We start from the raw sequence: 19104 nt of genomic DNA, 5'->3' as shown, positions 1-19104 counted from the left end.
ATCCCAGAAAGCAGCGCCAAAGCGTCGAACCATTTTTGCTCTTTTTTTGTTCTTTTTTTGTTCTTTCTTAATGATGCGATCGCCAAATTAGCGATCACAAACTGAACATTACCATTACGATGTATAGGTAAATGTATTAGTAATCTACTTGCTAGCTCTTCTCTAGCCCATCTCTGAGCCAAACTCTATGTATAAAAGGGAACTCAAGCTTCCAAGTCAATGTACAAACAATTTCTATGATGGATCGCTGTACGATCTTGTTTTTCTAGACTTAGAATGGTGTCGCGATTTTCAAAAGAATGGATCGGTACAGAAAATATTTGGTTATACGCTTACCCGTATTTTAGAAGATAGCAACGAACAATACATCAAAATTCAATTTATTGAATCGAGCACTCAAGAAAAACGGATAATTCAAGATATTTTAAATGATTTACATAGTTTGCAGGGAAAGTATTTTGTTGGTTACGGGCTTTCAACAAGCGATATGTTTTGTTTAAGACAAAGAATTGATGCCTTAGACTTTATCCCTAAAGTAGATAATATTAGAATCCTCGACCTTCAGAGAACCAGTCAGCGCACCGATCTCAATCAAGGATTAAATAATCTGTTTGCTTATTTAGGAATTCCTATCTATAAAAGAATTAAGGGATATTATGTTTTTCGCAATGGAATTAAAGTATTACGTAAGGAAAAAGGATATGAAACAATTCTTAATGAAATCTATGAGTATTGTTTAGAAGATGCCGAAAATTATTTTCATATTATTAGCAACTGGCAAACGCAATTTCCCTTAATCGATCGCCATAAGCACCAGACAATTAATCTCAAGATCGATCCGCGATCGGAACAACGCATCCGCTCACGACAGGGGGCAGCCTTACAAAGACCTTCCCATTAACAAAATATACCTAATATCCCTAGTAATTTACCATGGTAAAAGTATGAATGTCGCATCCACAATAAAAACTATTTTGCAAGAAAAGATCGGTGCAACCGTCGTTGAGATCGAAGATCGCAGCGATCTCCACAAACACCATCAAGGACGAATGAATGCACCTGTAGGTAGTGGGCATTACGATGCGATCGTTGTTGCTTCAGGCTTTACGGGTAAAACCATGATGCAGCAACATCGAATGGTCTATGCGGCCTTAGAAGATCAAATGCAAACAACAATTCATGCGCTATCTCTTAAAACCTATACCCTCGAACAATGGAGTCAGCTCGATCATTAATAAGTAAGTGAGCTCAATTAAATATAAAGCCCTATAACCTGCGACGCACGCGCAGCGTGCGCCGCAGGTTTTAGATCTGGATTTTAATTATGCTGAGGTACTTATAGCTATATTCACTTCGGGCGATCGCATAGCGGTTAAAAGTGGAGAATGTACCAAATACGTACTAAGTTTAAGAAATAATATTGCGGAAGATTGGTTAATGGAAAACAATATAGCCCCTACAAGCACCAACAAAGATGAAACCGATAAGGGTGGCAACCCGATCCTTTACAAGATGTTTAAGTGGATTGTAGTTAGACCGCTATTACACCTGTTTTATCAAGAGAAAATCTATGGTGCAGAAAATGTACCCCTAACTAGCAATCTTATCGTGGTTAGTAACCATGCTAGTGACTTCGATCCGTTAATTGTGGGGAGCTGTATGGGTCGCCCCGTGGCATTTATGGCAAAGGAGGAGTTGTTTACAATCCCTGTAATCAGCCAAGCAATTCAAGCTTTCGGAGCATATCCTGTCAAGCGGGGGGCAGGCGATCGCGCTGCCATTAGATCGGCGATCGATTCAATTAATAAGGGCTGGGCAACGGGGATTTTTTTGCAAGGTACAAGGACTCTAGATGGAAAGATTACTGAGCCAAAGCTTGGTGCGGCGATGATTGCGGCTAAAACGCAAGCGCCGTTTTTACCCGTAAGCGTTTGGGGAACGGAGACGATTTTTCCGAAGGGGGCAAAATTTCCCAAGTTATTTCAACCCGTCACCGTTAGGATCGGCGAGTTAATTCCCGCACCTGATTCGAGCGATCGCGCTACCCTTGAAGCCTATACCCAAAAATGTGCGGAGGCTATTAATGCTCTCCATGCCTTAGGTCGATAAAAAACGTCAGTTCGGGTTAAGCTGACAAATTTTAAAAGCCCAAAAATAAAAGCCTTGCTAAGCAAGGCTTTTATTTTTGGGTTTTGGGAAAGGGTTTGCGTAGCAAACCCTTTCCCAAAACCCATTTCAAATTATCTCGAACTCACGTTAATTATTAGTCAATCTTAACCATAGGATGGGGGAAGAGTAGATGTCTAAACTAGTTCCTTGGTCATCGTGCTTGATTTGATTTGAGGCATCAAAACCTTACTGGGACTGTTTTACAATCCCTTAATTTTCGTCACATATAGGGGAATTAGTATAAACTAAATAGCGAACGGAAGCCCAAAAATCAAACTATGACCAAATTTGACTTTCTGTCGGATCTCCAGAAACCTTGGCACTACATGGATGTAGATCGAGTATTGGCAACTTTGGAATCCTCGGCAGAAGGGTTATCCTATGTGAATGCTCGGCAAAGGTTGCGGTTTTTAGGAGCCAACAAATTACCGCGATCGCGTCCAATCGGCAAGGTTCTGTTACAACCTTTTCTCGATCCCTTGACTTATATACTGTTGGGCGCGGCCATTTTTTTGCAGTGGAATGGTGCAGAGGGATGGGCGTTAATTTTGGTAGGGGGATTGCATGGAGTGATTGGAGTAGTGATCGCCCTATGGTCAATTAAAACTAGAGAGAAAGTCAGTCGTGATCGCCCTCAACGCCGCCAACATACGCCTTCTAATTCCGTAATTGTATTGCGCGATCGCGAAGAAATGGAAATACCATCGAGGGATTTAGTACTTGGGGATATATTGGTATTGAAGGAAGGCGATCGCCCCAATGTCGATCTACGAGTCCTAGAGACATCGGAGGGTTTACGCATAAATCAAACGAATTTGGGCGGCGATGCAATTTGTACAAAGCAAGCGGATTTGACCTTTGAGGAGAAAACGCCACCCCTCGAATGTAGCAATATGATCTATGCAGGAACGGAAGTTTCCTCAGGAACTGCTAAGGGAATTGTCATTGCGACTAGTCGCTTTACTCAGGAACAGGCTGCATTGATTAAGGAAAAGCCATTTTCGGTTATGCATTCGGAATTGCGCCAACTACGCCAAGTCTGGATTGGATTGCTGCTATTAGTGACGACGACCGCGATCGGCTTTGCATGGCAAAGGAGCATTACGATCAATGCGATGACCGCTGCGGCCCTCATCGTCAGTACCTATCCCCAGAATCTACTACGCATCGCAACCCAAGTGCAATTATTTGGAATGCGCGATCTTGCTAAACAGCGGATATGGGCAAGATTTCCTTCGACATTAGATGCGATCGCCAGAGTGACCACAATTGTGCCAATTGTGGAGTCAGATGTGGTGCTGAGTTTTGATAATTTGAGTCGCGCAGGCATTGAGTGGCGCGGATTAATCCGTGCTTCCGAAGATGATGCGGAAGCCTTTAGTCGCGTAATTGGCATAGAAACCCATAGCTATTTTGAGGCTCCTCAAGAACGGATTCGCCAATGGCAAGGTGAGCGGCTAAAATCGGCTCAAGCGGTTGCTGTCATTGGCAATGATGTGGAGGATATTCCTTTATTAAGAACAGCCGATGTAGGCATTTGCGATCGCACCTGTTGTAAAGAATTACAGGATAGTGCGGGGCTAATTTTGCCCAAAGAAGACTTCCATTATTTGCCGATCGCTATTCTCGAAGGACGCGCTATTTTTGATCGTTTGCAACGCATCGCTCTCTTGACTGCCTCTAGCTCCTTTACCTTAGCGATTCTGACCCTCATGGATACCGCCGCAGGATTTTCTATCCCGCCGTTGCAATTAATCTGGGTCGGCGCGATCGCTACACCTCTTGTGGCATTTCCGCTCATCCTCGAACCCACCCACGAAAACCTCCTATTGCAGCCAGCCTATCGCTTCCAAACCATGTTGCGACCTAGCAATTATCTGCGGATCTTGCTAGCCGTTACCGCTACGATCACCGCTATTTCCGCTGTCTTTTGGTTGAAATACCAAGGTCAAGCGTCATTGTTTTCAGAAGCGCGATCGATGGCATTTATCACCCTTGGCTTTAGCCAAATTTTCCATGCCTGTGCGATCGCCCGTCGTAGTGTGTTTGGCAATTTGCCGCTTCTCCTTAGCATTTCCTTTGTATCTATCTGCCAAATCGTTTTCGTGCAGTTTCCGTGGTTTAGCGATCTGATGGCAACAATTCCCCTAAGTGGAATTGAATGGGCGATCGCCCTTCTCAGTGCTACCGCAGTATTTTGGGTACAAGAGCTAATCAAAACTGGCTAAGAGAATTTTAAAATCAGATAGGTTGTTAAGGCGATTGCTCTATTTCGGCAATATCTTGAGGAGCCTTTTATACCAAGTTACAGCAATTATCGATCAAACGAACCACAAGGAAATTTTTAAAAGCGTTGCTTCGCAACGCTTTTAAAAATTTCCTTGGTTTGGGTTTGAGCGCAAAGTGCTGTAAGTCAGGAAATCAAACCCAATAGAGAGTTGCGGCGCGAAGCACCGCAACTCTCTATTGGGTTTGATTTTTGTCCTAACATTACTGAACTATAGCTATGAGAATGAATTTTTAAGTAGTTCGGCATAATTAAAAACCAAAACCAAAGAGCATACCGCCCGCTGCGCGGGCGGTATGCTCTTCTAGGTTTTAAGTTTACTTATGCCTAGCTACTTACAATAAAAATATGAATTTTTTTGGTTTTTTTGACTCCAGACTCGATACATCGAGAATAATTTGATGGAATCAATGTAAGCTTCAAATAGACCATATAGACCATAGATCGCGAGATCGCGCTAGCAATCATTAAACCCATGAGCTTAATGCCCAAGCATTTAACCAAAACTGCTGTCCTTTTAAAAGGAAAAGCCCTCCCAGCGACCAAAGTAACTTTCAGACAATGGAGCTTGGTGGCAAGCTTAACCTTCGTCCTGCTATCAGGATGTCAAGAACAACCCAAAATAGCCCCCACGGTCACCCCAACGGCTACTGCCACGGCAGCGGCAACTAATAAGGATAAAGAGGGGGTTTTAGAAAGGGTAAAGGCTCGCGGCAAACTGTTATGTGGCGTAAATGGAAAGCTGTCAGGATTTAGCTATGTCGATGATAAAGGGTTGTGGAGCGGATTAGATGTAGATTATTGCCGAGCGATCGCGGCAGCCGTTTTGGGAGATGCCAGAGCCGTCGAATTTAAACCATTGCTTGCCAAGGATCGGTTTACCGCGATCCAAAATGGTGAAATCGATATCCTTATGCGAAATACTACACGCACCTTAACCCGTGATGTCACTCCAAACATCTCCTTTGCCCCTACGACCTTCTTTGACGGACAGGGAGTGATGATCAGAATCGGGGCAAAACCCAATTCGCCCAACAGCTCGCCCAGTGCTAGCCCTAGTCCTAGTAGCAGTAGTTCTCCCAGCAGTTCTCCCAGTATTTCTCCCAGCAGTTCCGCTAGTCCTAGCGCGTCGCCCAGTTCCGCCCCTGAGAGTCGTACCGATCGCACTGATAAGGATAGTAAATCAGATAAGGATAGTAAATCAGATAAACAGATCTCTAAAGCTAGCGATGAATCATCGATCGCACTCAAAGAACTGACTGAAAAAAAAATCTGCGTAGAAACGGGAATTAACGCCGCAAATCTGGAATCAACCTTTAAGGAAGCCAATATTGCGATCGAAGCTATGGTTTTACCCGATCTTGATGGCGTTTTAAATGCCTATACCAAAGGAGACTGTGATGCCATCTCTTCTGAAAAATCCCAACTTGCCGCATGGCGGAGCAAACTACCCCGTCCTGCCGATCACAAAATTCTCGATTTGAGTTTATCCAAAGAACCGCTCAGCCCCGCCTTAGTTGGTAATGACGATCGCTGGCGTGATGTGGTGACATGGGTAATTTATGCCACTTTCTATGCCGAAGAGTTGGGCATAAATATGGATAACTACAATATTTTTAAAGACACGAAAAATTCCGAAGTCTCCAGATTCCTTGGTACATCAGATTCTCTTGGCATTGAGTTGGGGCTTGCCCCAGACTGGACGACCCAAATCCTCAAACAAGTCGGAAATTATAATGATATTTACAGCCGTAATATTACACCCCTAGATATTCCGCGCGGTTTAAATCGGCAATGGAAGCAGGGTGGCTTGCTCTATTCGATGCCCTTTAGATAGAACGCTTGTGCGTTAATGAGGTAATGAAGTAACGCGCTGAGCGCGTTACTTCATTACCTCATTTAGGACTATAGCAATGCAAGCTTTGCTTAGGATATAAAACCCAAAAGATAGGTGGCGGCGCTTCGTGCCGCCACCTATCTTTTGGGTTTTGCTTTGTTCTAAGCATGGGTATAGCAATTTCTTTAATTAATTCTTAACCCTAGCGAATTAACTTATAAAGTAAAGCAGCGATCGCATGGGTAATAAGTAATACCAATTCCCAAAAGTGTGGCTACACTTTTGGGAATTAAAAAACAAACCCAGTAAGGGTTTTAAAATCACAAAATGGCTACGCCATTTTGTGATTTGGTATAACTCAGCATAATTAAAATCCAGATCTAAAACCTGCGGCGTGCGCTGCGCGTGCGCCGCAGGTTTCAGGGTTTTATATTTAATTAAGCCCACTTACTTATCCGTGACAATCGTCATTAAATAGCTAAGCCAGTTTAGGAATATATCGATGTCATTTATCATTTCAGCGATCGCTTCATTAGTTTCCGTATTAGTGTTTTTTAACAGTAAACGCCTTGTCGATCATCGCATCGCCCAGTTAGTCATCAGAGCGATTGCGGGTTTAATTGCTTTATTTTCCTTAGTCAATGCGGCAACGCGTCTCATCGTCGTCATCCCCGCAGGAAATGTTGGGGTAGAAGACTTTCAGGGCAAGGTTAGCGATCGCACCCTCCCCGCAGGTATCCATACTATTAATCCCTTTGCCGAAGTAGTACAGTTCTCCACTCGACTACGGGATGTTAAAGAGGAAATTTCTGCCACATCTAAAGAAGGATTATCCCTAGCGATCGATATCAGTTTGCAGTACCATATCGATCCCACCAAAGCAGGCCGTATTTATCAAAATATTGGGCTCGAAGAACGAGAAATTCTAACTTCAAGATTCCGCTCAATTTCGCGCGAAATTGTCTCTGGATATCCCGCCGAAGCCGTATATGCTACTAAGCGCGAAGAAATTAGCCTCAAGCTTGCCGACAAATTGCGATCGCAACTAGCGCCCCTCGGCTTTATCGTCGATGAAGCCCTCTTACGTAATGTGAAAGTACCTGAAACCCTACAGGCAGCAATCCAGCAAAGATTAAAAGCCGAGCAGGAAAATCTACAAATGAAATTTGTCCTTGAAAAAGAGACCCAAGAAGCCGATCGCAAACGGATCGAAGCTAAAGGGCGAGCTGATGCTCAGAAAATATTATCGGAGGGGCTGACACCCTCAGTTTTACAGTTACGCGAGATCGAAGCAACGGAGAAGTTATCGACATCACCCAATTCTAAAATCGTCATTATTGGTAATGGTCAAGGCACACCATTGATCTTGCCAGTAGATCGCGATACGAGTAAATCCCTAAGCTCCCCACAACAATAAAATCCGAAAAAAAGGAAGGAGCTAGACATCTCCTTCCTTTTCGTTTTTTACTTTATCCCAATTCCCAAAATGGTGTTGCCATTTTGGGAATTGGTATTATAGAAATTTCTAAATAGGTAAGGGTATTACTTCTTTTTATCTTCGAGCGTAGCGGTATCGTCAATCGTACCATCACTGCCTTTATCAAGCTCGATCGTTAGCTTGGCTCCATTTCCTGTCCACTTAGCATAATCCAAGTACAAAGTATCGCCTGAAGCCAGATCTAGATCTTCTCCTTCAAACTTCTGCTCAGTCTTATCATCAATACGACCAATCAACAAATTGAAGACGGCTTTATGTTTGGTCTCGGCAATTTTGATGCCAAGGCGACCTTTAGCGGTATCGAGATTAGCACTGATAGTTCCACCCGCATCGATCTCGACTCCATCTAGTTCAAACTCATAGTCATCATTTTTAGTTGAGATGCCAAAGAAAATGTTGGGAGCCTCGGAATTACTAGGTTGATAGGAGAGACTGCGCCCACTGGCATCAAATTGAATTACATCTTTTTGACCTGACAGTACTTTAATGCCTGACAAACCGAGATCGTAGCTTGGTCCAATCATGGCTACATCGGTGAGTTCCTTACCATCGCTTTTTTTGTTACCTTGCAAGGTCATCGTAAAGGGTACGCCAGTTGGGATATTGTAGATCGGCTCCTCATCATCTTGCCAAAGTTCGCTACTTTTGATAGGAGTGAAGGTGGCTCCTGAAAAAGAATTCACAAATTTTCCATTCTCATAACCAATTTTCTGATCGCCATTGGTAATTAATAGGTCTGCATCACCTTCCAGAAAAATCTGATTAAATTTCGGTGCTGCATTCCCATTTGCATTCCCATTTGTATTTCCTTTAGCGGTCGTTTTGTCAGAGCTATTTGCAGATGCCTGTTCGTCTAAACCACAGAAATTACAAACTTGACGCTCGTAGCGGGGCGGAGTGGGCGTTAGGGTGAGTGTTTTAGTTTCCGCATCCCCTATATACTGCGCTTCAGGCTCATCGGGATTGGTAGCAGCGTTATATTTCCAAGTATTTGCTTTGCGATCGATCTCGATTCTGCGCTCTATTTGGGGATGGTTGTTGTCATAGACCATCACCACATATTTGCCATCACCTAAATCGCCAACGGCATAGGGCGTAATCGCATGTCCTCCTTTAAAGCCAGGTTGATAGATCCCCATCGTATAGGTATCATCAATACGAGCATTCGGTTTCATCGAGGTGAGAAGGGTATCGAGGATTTCCGATGGAGCTTTGCCTCTGATCTCGCTGGTGGCAGTCGGTGGCACGTATTGAGTGGCAAACCAATAGGCAATCTCATGCTGAAGTTTTTCATTCCCCTGTAAAGATAAATCTGGGATGTTACCAAATCCACTTGCTTTATCCTTATCGGCATATAAAATTAGACTAAGTGCCGCCATTCCCTCACAATGTCCGCCGTTCATGGATTTATTAACTTCTTCCATCCACTGCTGGGCTGGGGGGGTGAGGATACAAGACTCTCCTTGAGTGGCACAAATACTATTGCCAAACATTCTCTGCATTTCAGATGGAGAGAGATTTTTAATGTTACTGTCCTTGCCATAATTCTCGAAACTGAAACCATTGGCAGCTGGACGAAATCCCAGATCGGCTTTGATCGATTCGGCTGGAAGCGATGTCGATGGTATATTTTTACTGCCGTCTGACCCGATTCCCCCCTTATTAGACGAGCTAGAAAGATTGGACTGGCAACCAACCAAAATCAGAATTGCGGATAGTAGCGAGATCGCTAAAAACTTAAACTGACGATTAATTAGCATCGCAACGTTGCCTTTTTTGTTTTCTCGCATTTGATTTCAAATAATTTGAGCAATGCCGATAGGTTAAGTTACTCAAACTGTTAAAATTTTTGCAAGGTTTAATAAAATTCTTTACAGTTTTATTCATAAAACTCAGACAGGATCGCAAATAGTGAGAATTGCCGTAGATGCGATGGGTGGGGACTTTGCCCCACGCGAAGTAATAGAAGGAGCCATATTAGCTCAGACTCAGTTAAATGTAGACATAGCGCTAGTGGGCGATCGCGATATTCTCGCTAATTACCTCAAGCAACATAACTATCAAGAGAGCGATCGCCTAGAGATCGTGCCATCGGAGGGCATCATCGAAATGGATGATGAACCCCTTGAGGGACTGCGCCGCAAGCCCAATTCTTCGATCGCCGTTGCCATGAACTTAGTCAAGCGCAAGCAGGCTGATGCCGTGGTTTCGGCGGGACATTCTGGAGCGGCTATGGCTGCGGCGCTGTTGCGTTTGGGGCGATTACCGGGTGTCGATCGACCTGCGATCGGTGCGTTGTTTCCCACACAGGTAGCCCATAAACCTGTATTGCTGCTTGATGTCGGCGCAAATGTGGATTGTCGTCCCAAATTTTTAGAGCAGTTTGCGATCATGGGATCGCTTTACAGCAAATATGCGATCGGCATCCAAGAGCCTAAGGTTGGCTTGCTTAATATTGGTGAAGAAGCCTGTAAGGGTAACGAACTCGCCATTCGTGTTCACCAAGCCTTGCAAGATAACCCCCAAATTACCTTTGCGGGTAATGCGGAAGGACGGGATATTCTTAAGGGGCAGTTTGATGTCATCGTCTGTGACGGCTTTGCGGGCAATATCGTCCTGAAGTTTGCCGAGGGTGTCGGTAATGCCGTGATGCAGATCCTGAAGGAAGAACTACCCAAGGGTTGGCGTGGCAAGCTTGGAGCCTTAATCTTGAAGCCCAATCTCAAAAAGGTAAAAGAGCGCATTGATGCTGATGAGTATGGCGGTGCATTACTCCTCGGTGTCGCGGGTATTTGCGTGATTAGTCACGGCAGTTCTAACGCCATCAGTATTCGTAATGCCATCCGCGTTGCTAAGGATGCCGTTGATCATGGAGTGCTAGATCGCATTCGCGGTCAAATCAAGCCCAAGGTATCTATCCCTGCTGACGATACGCCTGACGATCCTCCGACTTAATATCCATCCTTAATATCGTTTACGTTTTACCCTTAGGGTAAAACGTAAAAAACTTTACCCAGCCATTCAGATCGAATACAGCACATGACTAATACTGCATCTTCTCTCCTTGGAGTCCGTTTTATTGGTAGCGGTTCTGCCGTTCCCGATCGCGTACTTACTAATCACGACCTCGCGCAGATGGTGGACACTAACGACGAGTGGATTAGCTCGCGCACGGGCATCCGAGAAAGGCATATTGCCGATGGAGAGGAGGATTCGGTCGCAAGTCTTGCCTCGAAAGCTGGTCAAAAGGCGATCGCCGCCGCAGGACTGACCCCACAGGATATTGACCTGATTATTTTGTCAACCTCGACTAGTGATGATTTATTCGGTACAGCAGGACGAGTCCAAAAGCTTTTAGGTGCTGAGCGTGCGGTTGCCTTCGATCTGGTCGCTGCCTGTTCAGGCTTTGTTTTCGGTTTAGTCACTGCATCCCAATATATTCATACAGGGACTTACAAAAACGTTTTACTCATTGGGGCTGATGTGCTCTCTCGGTGGGTGGACTGGCAAGATCGCCGCACTTGTATTTTATTTGGCGATGGGGCGGGGGCAGTTTTGTTGCAAGCGAGCAGCCAAAATAAACCTGAAAATAATCTTCTCGGCTTTGAGATGCGGAGCGATGGCAAGGGTAATGAATTTCTCAATATTAATTATTTGGGACGCAGTACCTTTGAACCGATCAGTATGAACGGGCAAGAGGTCTATCGGTTTGCCGTGCGCCAAGTGCCTGAGGTGATCGAAAAGTCCCTACATTATGCCCAGCTTGAAGTGAACGATCTCGATTGGCTGATTTTGCATCAAGCCAATCAACGCATTATTGATGCCGTAGTCAATCGGTTTGGCATCGATCCCGCTAAGGCGGTCAGCAATATGGGCAAATATGGCAATACTTCCGCCGCATCGATTCCGATCGCCCTTGATGAATGGGTGCAGTCGGGTAAAATTCAGCCTAACCACTTAATTGCGATCGCGGGTTTTGGCGCGGGCTTAAGCTGGGGTTCAGCCGTTTTCCGTTGGGGCTAGACCTTCAGGCGATTTTTGGGGATCCATTTGCTCAGCCCTTCTAAGTGATTGCGCCAAGTCACACATTCGCGAATATCTTCGGGCAAAAGGCTTGCCATATATTGCAATTGTGCCATTGAAAGCGGCGATCGCCCGCAGAAAAAGGGATGTTTGGGCTTGCGGCTGCAATAGCCAAAGAAGATTGCCGAGCGCTCGAATTTTGTTGGGGGCTTACCCCGATGGTAATATCGCGCCGTATCTACAAAAATCACCGTACCTGCCTTGCCCACACAGCTCTTATACCAATTGTCTTGGAGATGGGGAGGCAGCATTTCGATAACTTCATGGTGTAGGGCGGTCTTGTAACGACGCAGAGATTTACCGCTCAGTCTCTCACTGAGGATGTGATTGGCTTCAGGGGTAACGCATTCAAAAGGACCTCCATCAGCATTGACATCATTGATATAGACACCAACTTTGATCATTTGCCAATCTTCTTTATCGCGATGCCATTTGCGGGGTCCCGCTTCCCGACAATCTGGAAGACTGTAGTAATAGGACAGACCATCATAGGCAACGGGCAACTTGAGGTAGTTCTCAACGATTCTCAAAATTTTGGCATCTGCGCCCCATAAAAACAGTTCGGGATAACGCATAATCTGCTCGGCATCGATATTTAACGTATGCTTGCCACTGTAAAGAGGTAACTGAGCTTTGTCTTTGAGTTCCTGTGAGATATGTTGAGCCGCAGTAAAAAAGCGATCGCTATCAGGAATCGCCAAATCTTCTAATGTTGAGACAGATATCCCATACTGTTCTAGTTCTCGAACAATTTTTTGTTCTTCATCTGTCGGACGATTTAGTAAGGGTTGATAGGATTGAATAAATTGCTGATAGCGCGGATAGAGAATTTTTTGCTCGATAATGGCAAGATTGCTAATAAATAGGGCAATATCCGATGGGGCGCTGAGCGCTCGTTGCCATAATTTTTCAATAGTTTGATATGCCTGAGATATAACTATTTGGTGCATCTGCATAAAACCTATGAAACTATTTGCATTCCTAACTCGACAAGTCTCAGACGATCTAGAGGACTTATGAATTTACCAAAAGTTGCGATTTCTAGATAGCTCCAGCTAATACTAATTCCCAAAATGGCTTTGCCATTTTGGGAATCACAAAACCTTATACCAATTCCCAAAAGTGTGGCTACACTTTTGGGAATTGGTATAATCTTTGGGCTAGAGAATACCCCGCCATTAGTCCTAAATTTCTTGTTTAATTATTAGAACTAAATCAGCTACCAATTATTTACGGGAGTCTCGGCGCTTACCAGTGCATGGTAGCCCATATTTATCGCCATGAAGGTTTTGTGGAGGACATAAACCCCAAAAGATTAGTTGCGGCGTGAAGCGCCGCAACTAATCTTTTGGGGTTGGAGCGGTTTACGCTGCTAACCAATTTAAAATTTCCGCATTGACACGTTCGGGATTGTCATCATGGGCGCAATGCCCCATTCCTTCTAAGTATATGAGGGTGGCATTAGGTGCGTATTGGACTAGCCGCTTACCTTCTGATGAGGGAATGAGCCGATCGCTACTTCCCCACAAAATTAATAGGGGGGCTTGCAGTTGGGTGAGAGCTTGGGTCAAACTGGGCGAATAATTGGGTTGATTCAGACTGCGATTGAGGCGGAGAAAAGCCTCGGCTGCTTGGCGATCGCGGGCAGGCTTAGCAATAATTTCTACTAAGCGATCGTCAACACGATGGCGATTGCTATAGACGATTCCTTTGAGAACTAGGCGAATGATGCATGGCTGACGGATCAAATGAAATAGGGGTTTGACAAGGATAGCTGAAACGATTGCCTTCACGGCTCGTTCGAGCGGTTGCAAGAACTTGGGAACCATATCGTTAAAAGCGGCTATATCTGGCAAGCTAATGGTCACGACCCCTGAAGCAATTTCAGGATGATGGCTAGCCGCGATCGCTGCCACCAGAGCGCCGATGGAATTGCCCACGATCGTCATGGGGACTTTAATAAATTTTTGCCAAAACCCTAAAACCTGCTCTACCCACAAATGGATCGAATAGTTGATGGGGGGCTTCTCCGAGCCACCAAAGCCTAAAAGGTCGATGGCATATACTGTATGGTTTTCTGACAATGCGGGAATATTGCTGCGCCAGTGATCGATCGCTGCCCCAAATCCATGAATTAAGAGGATCGGTGGCTTAGTGGGATCGGCATTAAATGCTCGGCGAAATCCATAGCGCGATCGCCAGCCTCGAAAATACCAATCGCGATATTGCATTACCGTAACTCTCTACATAAAAAATTTTAGGATCGCGAAGTGCAGCACGAAGTGCTGCACTTTCTTCCACTACTTTAGGATCGCGAAGTGCAGCACGAAGTGCTGCACTTTTTTCCACTGCTGGAAACGAAAGATTTTAGGATCGCGAAGTGGTGCACTTTCTTCCATTGCTGGAAACGAAAGATTTTAGGATCGCGAAGTGCTGCACTTCCTTCCATCGCTGAAAAACGTTGCGGGGTGAGTATTTAGCCCTTAGCGCGAACTAAGCGACCATCGCTAGTAACATGGAGTCCGCATTCTTGGTTACTCATTTCCCACCACCAACGACCAGCACGCAGATCTTCGCCTGCTTGGATCGCTCTGGTACAGGGAGCGCAACCGATGCTGGGGAAGTTTTGGTCGTGGAGGGCATTGTAGGGAACATCGTTCTGATGGATATATTCCCAAACCTGTTCGTTTGACCAGTCGATTAGCGGATTGATCTTCGCAATTTGGCGATCGCCATCTAGCTCGACGGTTTCCATGGTCAAACGATTAGCGGTTTGATCGCGGCGCAAACCTGTAATCCATGCATCAAGCCCTTGTGTGGCGAGTCCGAGGGGTTCGACCTTACGGACATAGCAGCATTGTTTGCGGTTCTCAACACTGTCATAAAACAAATTAATGCCTTTGGTGCTGACCATTTGCTCCACGGCTTCAGCCTGTGGAAACATGATTCGCAATTGGAGTTGAGGATATTTTTGCTGTACCTTGGCGATTACTTCGTAGGTTTCCCCATTTAATCTTCCCGTATCAAGAGAAAATACATGGGCATCGGGTTTGATTTTGGCGATCATGTCGATTAATGCGACATCCTCTGCGCCAAAACTAGAGGCAAGCGAGATTTTTTCATAGTTACCAAGAGCCCATGCGAGGACTTCTTGAGGACTTTTGCCCTTGAGCTGAGCGGCTGCGTTGTCGATATCGGTTTGGAGGGTCATTATTTACTTGATGAATCATGACTTAGAGATACTAATGTTATTATGCCCTACGCCCAAGTTTGCTAAATATACCAAAGATGAGTGATGGCGCGAAGCACCATCACTCATGGTGTTTTATAGCTACCGCCAGTCTTGTTATACCAATTCCCAAAATGGCAACGCCATTTTGGGAATCTCAAAACCTGACTGGGTTTGGTGTTTATAGCTGTCGCCAACTGTATCAGGACATAAAACCCCAAAGAGAGTTGCCGCGCGGAGCGCAGCAAATCTCTTTGGGGTTTTATATTTAATTGCGCCTAGCTACTTAAAACGTAGGTAGTCATTGCGCCTTTTCCCTTGATCTCTACCCGATCGCGGACTTCAAAATGATAGCGATCGCGCAGATATCGATAGGTAGTTTCGGAGACCTGAATATAGCCTGCAATCCCATGGGATTCCATCCGACTAGCCGTATTCACCGTATCTCCCCAAAGATCGTAGGTAAATTTTTTAATCCCGATTACCCCCGCGACGACAGGCCCTGAGCTAATCCCGATCCGAATTTTTAGATTTTGGTGGTACTCGCGATTAAAATCCGCTAATTCTGACTGCATGGCGATCGCCATTTCGAGGGTTGCTTGGGCATGATCTTTATGGGCAAAGGGAATCCCTGCCACGGCCATATAAGCATCACCGATCGTCTTAATTTTCTCTAAGCCATACCTCTCCGCGAGAACATCAAAACGGGAAAAAATTTGATTGAGAAAGGTAACTACTTCTTCGGGTGGAAATTTTTCGGCAAATACAGTAAAGCCCACGATATCGGCAAACAGGACGCTCACATCCTGAAAATTATCGGCAATGAGATTGGATTCTAACTTCAGGCGATCGGAAATAGATTGCGGCAAAATGTTTAATAAAAGGCGTTCCGAGCGTTCTTTTTGCTCCTCTAGCTCCTTTCTGGCGATAAATTCCCGTTCCTGTAGCTGCTCGTATAGATAAACAGATAAATCCCCCATCACACAGATCCAACCGACAAATAGAAAGATCAGTGAAATCGGCATCTCCAGCTTACCTGCAACTAATAATGGCGACCTTGTAAAGATGTCACTCACACTATCGCCAAACAAAAAGGTAACGAGCAAAAAGTAGCTGCCTATGGTAATTGCCTGAACAGCAAAATGGAGTCGCCAACATACTGGAACGATCGTGACCTGAGCCACAAAAACTAATACCCAAGGAATGAAAAAAGGGGTTTCAATGCCTGTTAAGGAGACATTAGCCTGAGTTGTTAAATTGATCGTGATGGGAATCAATAAAAAGATGGGATAAATCAAACCTTTAGCAAAGGGCGATCGCAACAGCAAAAAAGCACCTATCAGGAGCGCCTCGATCCCAAAATCTAGAGCGATGCTGACATGCATATTGAGGGGAGGTTGCCCTTTGCGGCTGACCACCAACTGCCAAATCATAAAACTAAAAAAACAAATCGACGACATCACCGTCACAATTTGAAGTCGCTTGCGCATAAATTGCGATCGCCACCGAATATACTCAGCATTCATAGGAATTAGCCTGTGATTTGTTTGTAAGTTTGTGTGGTTATGAAGTCGCCATGCTAACCTTGTAGCAAATTTTTCATCCCGCCGATCCCTTCAATAACCTATGGACATAACATCCTTAGATGCTAATCCACTAGATGCTAAATCACTAGATGCTGAATCACTAGATGCTGAATCACTAGATGCTAAATCACTAGATAGATCCCTAGATGCTAAATCCCTAATGCCCCTAACCAGCATAGATACGATTAGCGAATCAGCCCCGAATGTAGCTATCCATACCGAGCAGTCGCCAAGTTCGCTTGAGGATCAATCGGCAAATGATCGCTTGAGTGAAAATCGCTTGAGTGAAAATCGCTTGAGTGAAAAAAGTCTTGCTCTAGTAAATGAGCCCAATGGCATCCTAACCGAAGAATTGGCGGGGATCGAACTCTCCCATACCAAGCAAAAAGGTGACTGCCTATACCTTTACAGCCAAGATCGCGAAGTAAATTGTGCCACGCAGATCTTAGAGGCGATCGCCCCTAGCACCCAAGATCTGGCAAGTTCAGTTCTTTTTGCGGAAGGGATTCGTCGCCTTAAACTTCACGGCAATGCTTGGGCTTTGGGGCTAGATTTACCGATCTCCGATGGCGCGATCGTGGCAGCGGAAATTATTGCTAACCTGCTCGCCACCTTCCGCCATGATCAACAGCCCCCGAAGCTCGCTCAAGCAAAATTAAAGTTGTTATTACAAAACAACTGCTTGAACTTGCTCTGCGAAACGAAGATTAATATTTTGCAGGCTGAGATGGCTTTGCCTATACTCAATGCTTTGCGAGCGGTTCGTGCCGCCGAATATTTTCAAGCGGTAACAGTTTCCAGTCGAGTCATTGGCGCAAAAAAACCTAGTTGGTCCTTTGAAATCGATCTGCTGGCGATCGGCACCCACAATCCGCAACCCGAAATAATTGAGGAAGATGACAGCCTCGCCCTCGACGACTCTAGCCCCGATCAAGAAGCTGTTAGTGACGAGTCATCAAGGAATTGGTCCTTTGGCGATCGCCTAAACGCGCGGCTCATGGGAGTCGGACGGATGGTCTTTGGATTGAAGTGGCTGGGACAAACGACCCCACAGATGACTCCACAGGTGTTATCTCTACCGACATGTATTGCTAGTTTCGTGATTGGCTTGGGATTGACGATTGCCCTTGATCGTACCCTCAGCCGTTATGAACCACCCGATCCATCGATTAAATTTGCGATCGCCGATACTAAGATCGATGTACAGGGCGATCGCAAGGCTAGCGCTCCTGCCAAAGAAACTGCGAATAAACCCGCCCTCAATTTTAATATTGCTCTTTTTAATGAAAAATTAGCGTTGCTAGACTGGCAAACTACTAACAAACGGCGATCGCCAGATATTTTAATTGTCGGCAGCTCTAGAGCATTGCGTGGTATCGAACCCAACGTTTTAGAAAAAGCCCTAATCAATAGAGGCTTTAAAGACATCAGCGTTTTTAACCTTGGTATTGATGGCGCAACAGCCAAGGTCGTGAACCTCCAAATCACCCAAATCCTAGCGCGTCCTCAACTACCGCGAGCGATCGTTTGGGCAGATGGTTTGCGGGCTTTTAATAGCAGTCGCAGTGACATTACCTACGACGAAATCACTGCATCATCAGGTTATAAACAATTACAAGAAAGCCTCAAAGCTAACGGACTTAACTCCGAACCACTCTCCAATCAAAATGTGGCGATCGCCAAATCGTTAAACCCCATCTCCCAGTCCCTTGATGCGCTGTTCACGACCCTACCCAAGAGGCAAGAAATTCGGACTTCTCTAGTGAAGAAATTCGATCGCAATACCCATATGCTCAGCAACAGCGAAGCCCTAATCGCTTCTACTTTACCCAGCACGGCTACTGCGCTTGACTCCAAAGGCTTTGTGGCGTTTGATGTCACCTTTGACCCCAATACCTATTTCCAAAAATTTCCCCAAGTTCCTGGAGACTACGACCTCGACTATCGTAACTTTGACACCACGGGTTCACAATTCGAGGCTTTTGCCAATGTCGTTGATTTTTGCCGCCGCAATGATATCGAGCTTATAGTCGTGAATATGCCCCTCCATGCTACCTATCTGGATAACATCCGCACGCGCTATGAAGCAACTTTCAACGAGCGGATGCAAGAACTTGCCCTGCGAGAAAGTTTTACCTATCTCGATCTTTCACACCAAATTCAAAATCAAGCCGAACTTTTCTCCGACCCCAGCCATTTAAATCAAAAGGGCGCGATCACGATTGCTAAACTGCTCGCCCAAAACCCTAAAATTTCTTGGCAAAATATCTTTAATAACAAACCCAAGAGATAAATGGTGACGTTTCACGTCACCATTTATCTCTTGGGTTTTGATTTTTCCTAACTAACGCCAACATTGCTAAGTACCTCTAAAATCCAGATCTAAAATCTGCGGCGCACGCTGCGCGTGCGCCG

At 45.2% G+C, this 19104-nt stretch carries 15 protein-coding genes; 9 read left to right on the top strand and 6 right to left on the bottom strand.

The genetic code is table 11. From position 1 onward, the window contains the following. The first annotated feature begins 187 nt into the window (after positions 1-187). The 6 genes from PSE7429_RS06545 to PSE7429_RS06515 all read left to right on the top strand — a co-directional run bounded on the left by PSE7429_RS06545 (position 188) and on the right by PSE7429_RS06515 (position 7710). Positions 188-901, top strand: coding sequence for a ribonuclease H-like domain-containing protein (locus tag PSE7429_RS06545; protein ID WP_009626315.1), 714 nt, complete (start codon positions 188-190; stop codon positions 899-901). A gap of 43 nt (positions 902-944) precedes the next feature. After that, positions 945-1235 carry a BolA family protein gene (locus PSE7429_RS06540; RefSeq protein ID WP_009626314.1) on the top strand — a complete coding sequence of 97 codons (291 nt, stop codon included), beginning with the start codon at positions 945-947 and terminating at the stop codon, positions 1233-1235. Between the two features lie 202 nt (positions 1236-1437). Then, positions 1438-2109, top strand: a complete 672-nt coding sequence (locus tag PSE7429_RS06535) for a lysophospholipid acyltransferase family protein (RefSeq protein ID WP_009626313.1) — start codon at positions 1438-1440, stop codon at positions 2107-2109. 338 nt (positions 2110-2447) lie between these two features. Next, positions 2448-4397 (top strand): P-type ATPase, encoded by a 1950-nt coding sequence (locus PSE7429_RS06530; RefSeq protein WP_009626312.1) that lies wholly within the window; start codon positions 2448-2450, stop codon positions 4395-4397. 543 nt (positions 4398-4940) lie between these two features. After that, positions 4941-6293: an amino acid ABC transporter substrate-binding protein gene (locus tag PSE7429_RS23405; protein WP_083888374.1), complete on the top strand. Its 1353-nt coding sequence runs from the start codon at positions 4941-4943 to the stop codon at positions 6291-6293. Positions 6294-6795: 502 nt separating this feature from the next. Then, positions 6796-7710, top strand: a complete 915-nt coding sequence (locus tag PSE7429_RS06515) for a prohibitin family protein (protein WP_009626310.1) — start codon at positions 6796-6798, stop codon at positions 7708-7710. Between the two features lie 125 nt (positions 7711-7835). Here the strand turns inward: PSE7429_RS06515 and PSE7429_RS06510 are convergent, their stop codons facing one another. Next, complete coding sequence (locus PSE7429_RS06510; RefSeq protein WP_040687557.1) at positions 7836-9581, bottom strand: hypothetical protein; 1746 nt, start codon at positions 9579-9581, stop codon at positions 7836-7838. A gap of 121 nt (positions 9582-9702) precedes the next feature. On the opposite strand from PSE7429_RS06510, the gene plsX reads away from it, so the two are divergent. Beyond that, a complete protein-coding gene (plsX, locus tag PSE7429_RS06505) occupies positions 9703-10746 on the top strand; it encodes a phosphate acyltransferase PlsX (RefSeq protein WP_009626307.1) in 1044 nt (347 codons plus the stop codon). An 84-nt stretch (positions 10747-10830) separates the two neighbouring features. Further along, a complete protein-coding gene (locus PSE7429_RS06500; RefSeq protein WP_009626306.1) occupies positions 10831-11814 on the top strand; it encodes a beta-ketoacyl-ACP synthase III in 984 nt (327 codons plus the stop codon). On the opposite strand, the gene PSE7429_RS06495 is transcribed toward PSE7429_RS06500, so the two are convergent. The 5 genes from PSE7429_RS06495 to PSE7429_RS06480 all read right to left on the bottom strand — a co-directional run bounded on the left by PSE7429_RS06495 (position 11811) and on the right by PSE7429_RS06480 (position 16629). Further along, the gene (locus tag PSE7429_RS06495) at positions 11811-12824 is read right to left on the bottom strand and encodes a hypothetical protein (RefSeq protein ID WP_009626305.1); all 1014 of its coding nucleotides are present in this window, start codon (positions 12822-12824) and stop codon (positions 11811-11813) included. The two genes, PSE7429_RS06500 and PSE7429_RS06495, sit on opposite strands and share 4 nt — an antisense overlap. Before the next feature lie 414 nt (positions 12825-13238). Then, positions 13239-14105 (bottom strand): alpha/beta fold hydrolase, encoded by an 867-nt coding sequence (locus PSE7429_RS06490; protein WP_009626304.1) that lies wholly within the window; start codon positions 14103-14105, stop codon positions 13239-13241. After that, on the bottom strand, positions 14041-14223 hold the full coding sequence (locus PSE7429_RS25925; protein WP_144052486.1) for a hypothetical protein: 183 nt from the start codon (positions 14221-14223) through the stop codon (positions 14041-14043). The genes PSE7429_RS06490 and PSE7429_RS25925 overlap by 65 nt, the downstream gene beginning before the upstream one ends. A gap of 127 nt (positions 14224-14350) precedes the next feature. Continuing rightward, entirely contained in the window at positions 14351-15085 is a 735-nt protein-coding gene (locus tag PSE7429_RS06485) for a phosphoadenylyl-sulfate reductase (protein ID WP_009626303.1), read from the bottom strand. A 296-nt stretch (positions 15086-15381) separates the two neighbouring features. Next, entirely contained in the window at positions 15382-16629 is a 1248-nt protein-coding gene (locus PSE7429_RS06480; protein ID WP_009626302.1) for an adenylate/guanylate cyclase domain-containing protein, read from the bottom strand. A 100-nt stretch (positions 16630-16729) separates the two neighbouring features. On the opposite strand from PSE7429_RS06480, the gene PSE7429_RS23400 reads away from it, so the two are divergent. Beyond that, positions 16730-18982, top strand: a complete 2253-nt coding sequence (locus PSE7429_RS23400; RefSeq protein ID WP_009626301.1) for a D-alanyl-lipoteichoic acid biosynthesis protein DltD — start codon at positions 16730-16732, stop codon at positions 18980-18982. Positions 18983-19104: the final 122 nt, after the last annotated feature.

Origin of the sequence: Pseudanabaena biceps PCC 7429 (assembly GCF_000332215.1) — a bacterium.
In the GTDB taxonomy this organism is placed as follows: Bacteria; Cyanobacteriota; Cyanobacteriia; order Pseudanabaenales; family Pseudanabaenaceae; genus Pseudanabaena; species Pseudanabaena biceps.
Note: the sequence above shows the minus strand (reverse complement) of the source record. Positions and strands in the feature narration are given on the sequence as shown.

What these genes read in the sequence shown, in the direction of transcription:
- PSE7429_RS06495 (WP_009626305.1), bottom strand. Translation starts at nt 12,824, where the DNA reads ATGCACCAAATAGTTATATCTCAGGCATATCAAACTATTGAAAAATTA.
- PSE7429_RS06500 (WP_009626306.1), top strand. Translation starts at nt 10,831, where the DNA reads ATGACTAATACTGCATCTTCTCTCCTTGGAGTCCGTTTTATTGGTAGC.
- PSE7429_RS06535 (WP_009626313.1), top strand. Translation starts at nt 1,438, where the DNA reads ATGGAAAACAATATAGCCCCTACAAGCACCAACAAAGATGAAACCGAT.
- PSE7429_RS06480 (WP_009626302.1), bottom strand. Translation starts at nt 16,629, where the DNA reads ATGAATGCTGAGTATATTCGGTGGCGATCGCAATTTATGCGCAAGCGA.
- PSE7429_RS23400 (WP_009626301.1), top strand. Translation starts at nt 16,730, where the DNA reads ATGGACATAACATCCTTAGATGCTAATCCACTAGATGCTAAATCACTA.
- PSE7429_RS06540 (WP_009626314.1), top strand. Translation starts at nt 945, where the DNA reads ATGAATGTCGCATCCACAATAAAAACTATTTTGCAAGAAAAGATCGGT.
- PSE7429_RS23405 (WP_083888374.1), top strand. Translation starts at nt 4,941, where the DNA reads ATGCCCAAGCATTTAACCAAAACTGCTGTCCTTTTAAAAGGAAAAGCC.
- PSE7429_RS06545 (WP_009626315.1), top strand. Translation starts at nt 188, where the DNA reads ATGTATAAAAGGGAACTCAAGCTTCCAAGTCAATGTACAAACAATTTC.
- PSE7429_RS06485 (WP_009626303.1), bottom strand. Translation starts at nt 15,085, where the DNA reads ATGACCCTCCAAACCGATATCGACAACGCAGCCGCTCAGCTCAAGGGC.
- PSE7429_RS06515 (WP_009626310.1), top strand. Translation starts at nt 6,796, where the DNA reads ATGTCATTTATCATTTCAGCGATCGCTTCATTAGTTTCCGTATTAGTG.
- PSE7429_RS06510 (WP_040687557.1), bottom strand. Translation starts at nt 9,581, where the DNA reads ATGCGAGAAAACAAAAAAGGCAACGTTGCGATGCTAATTAATCGTCAG.
- PSE7429_RS06530 (WP_009626312.1), top strand. Translation starts at nt 2,448, where the DNA reads ATGACCAAATTTGACTTTCTGTCGGATCTCCAGAAACCTTGGCACTAC.
- PSE7429_RS06490 (WP_009626304.1), bottom strand. Translation starts at nt 14,105, where the DNA reads ATGCAATATCGCGATTGGTATTTTCGAGGCTGGCGATCGCGCTATGGA.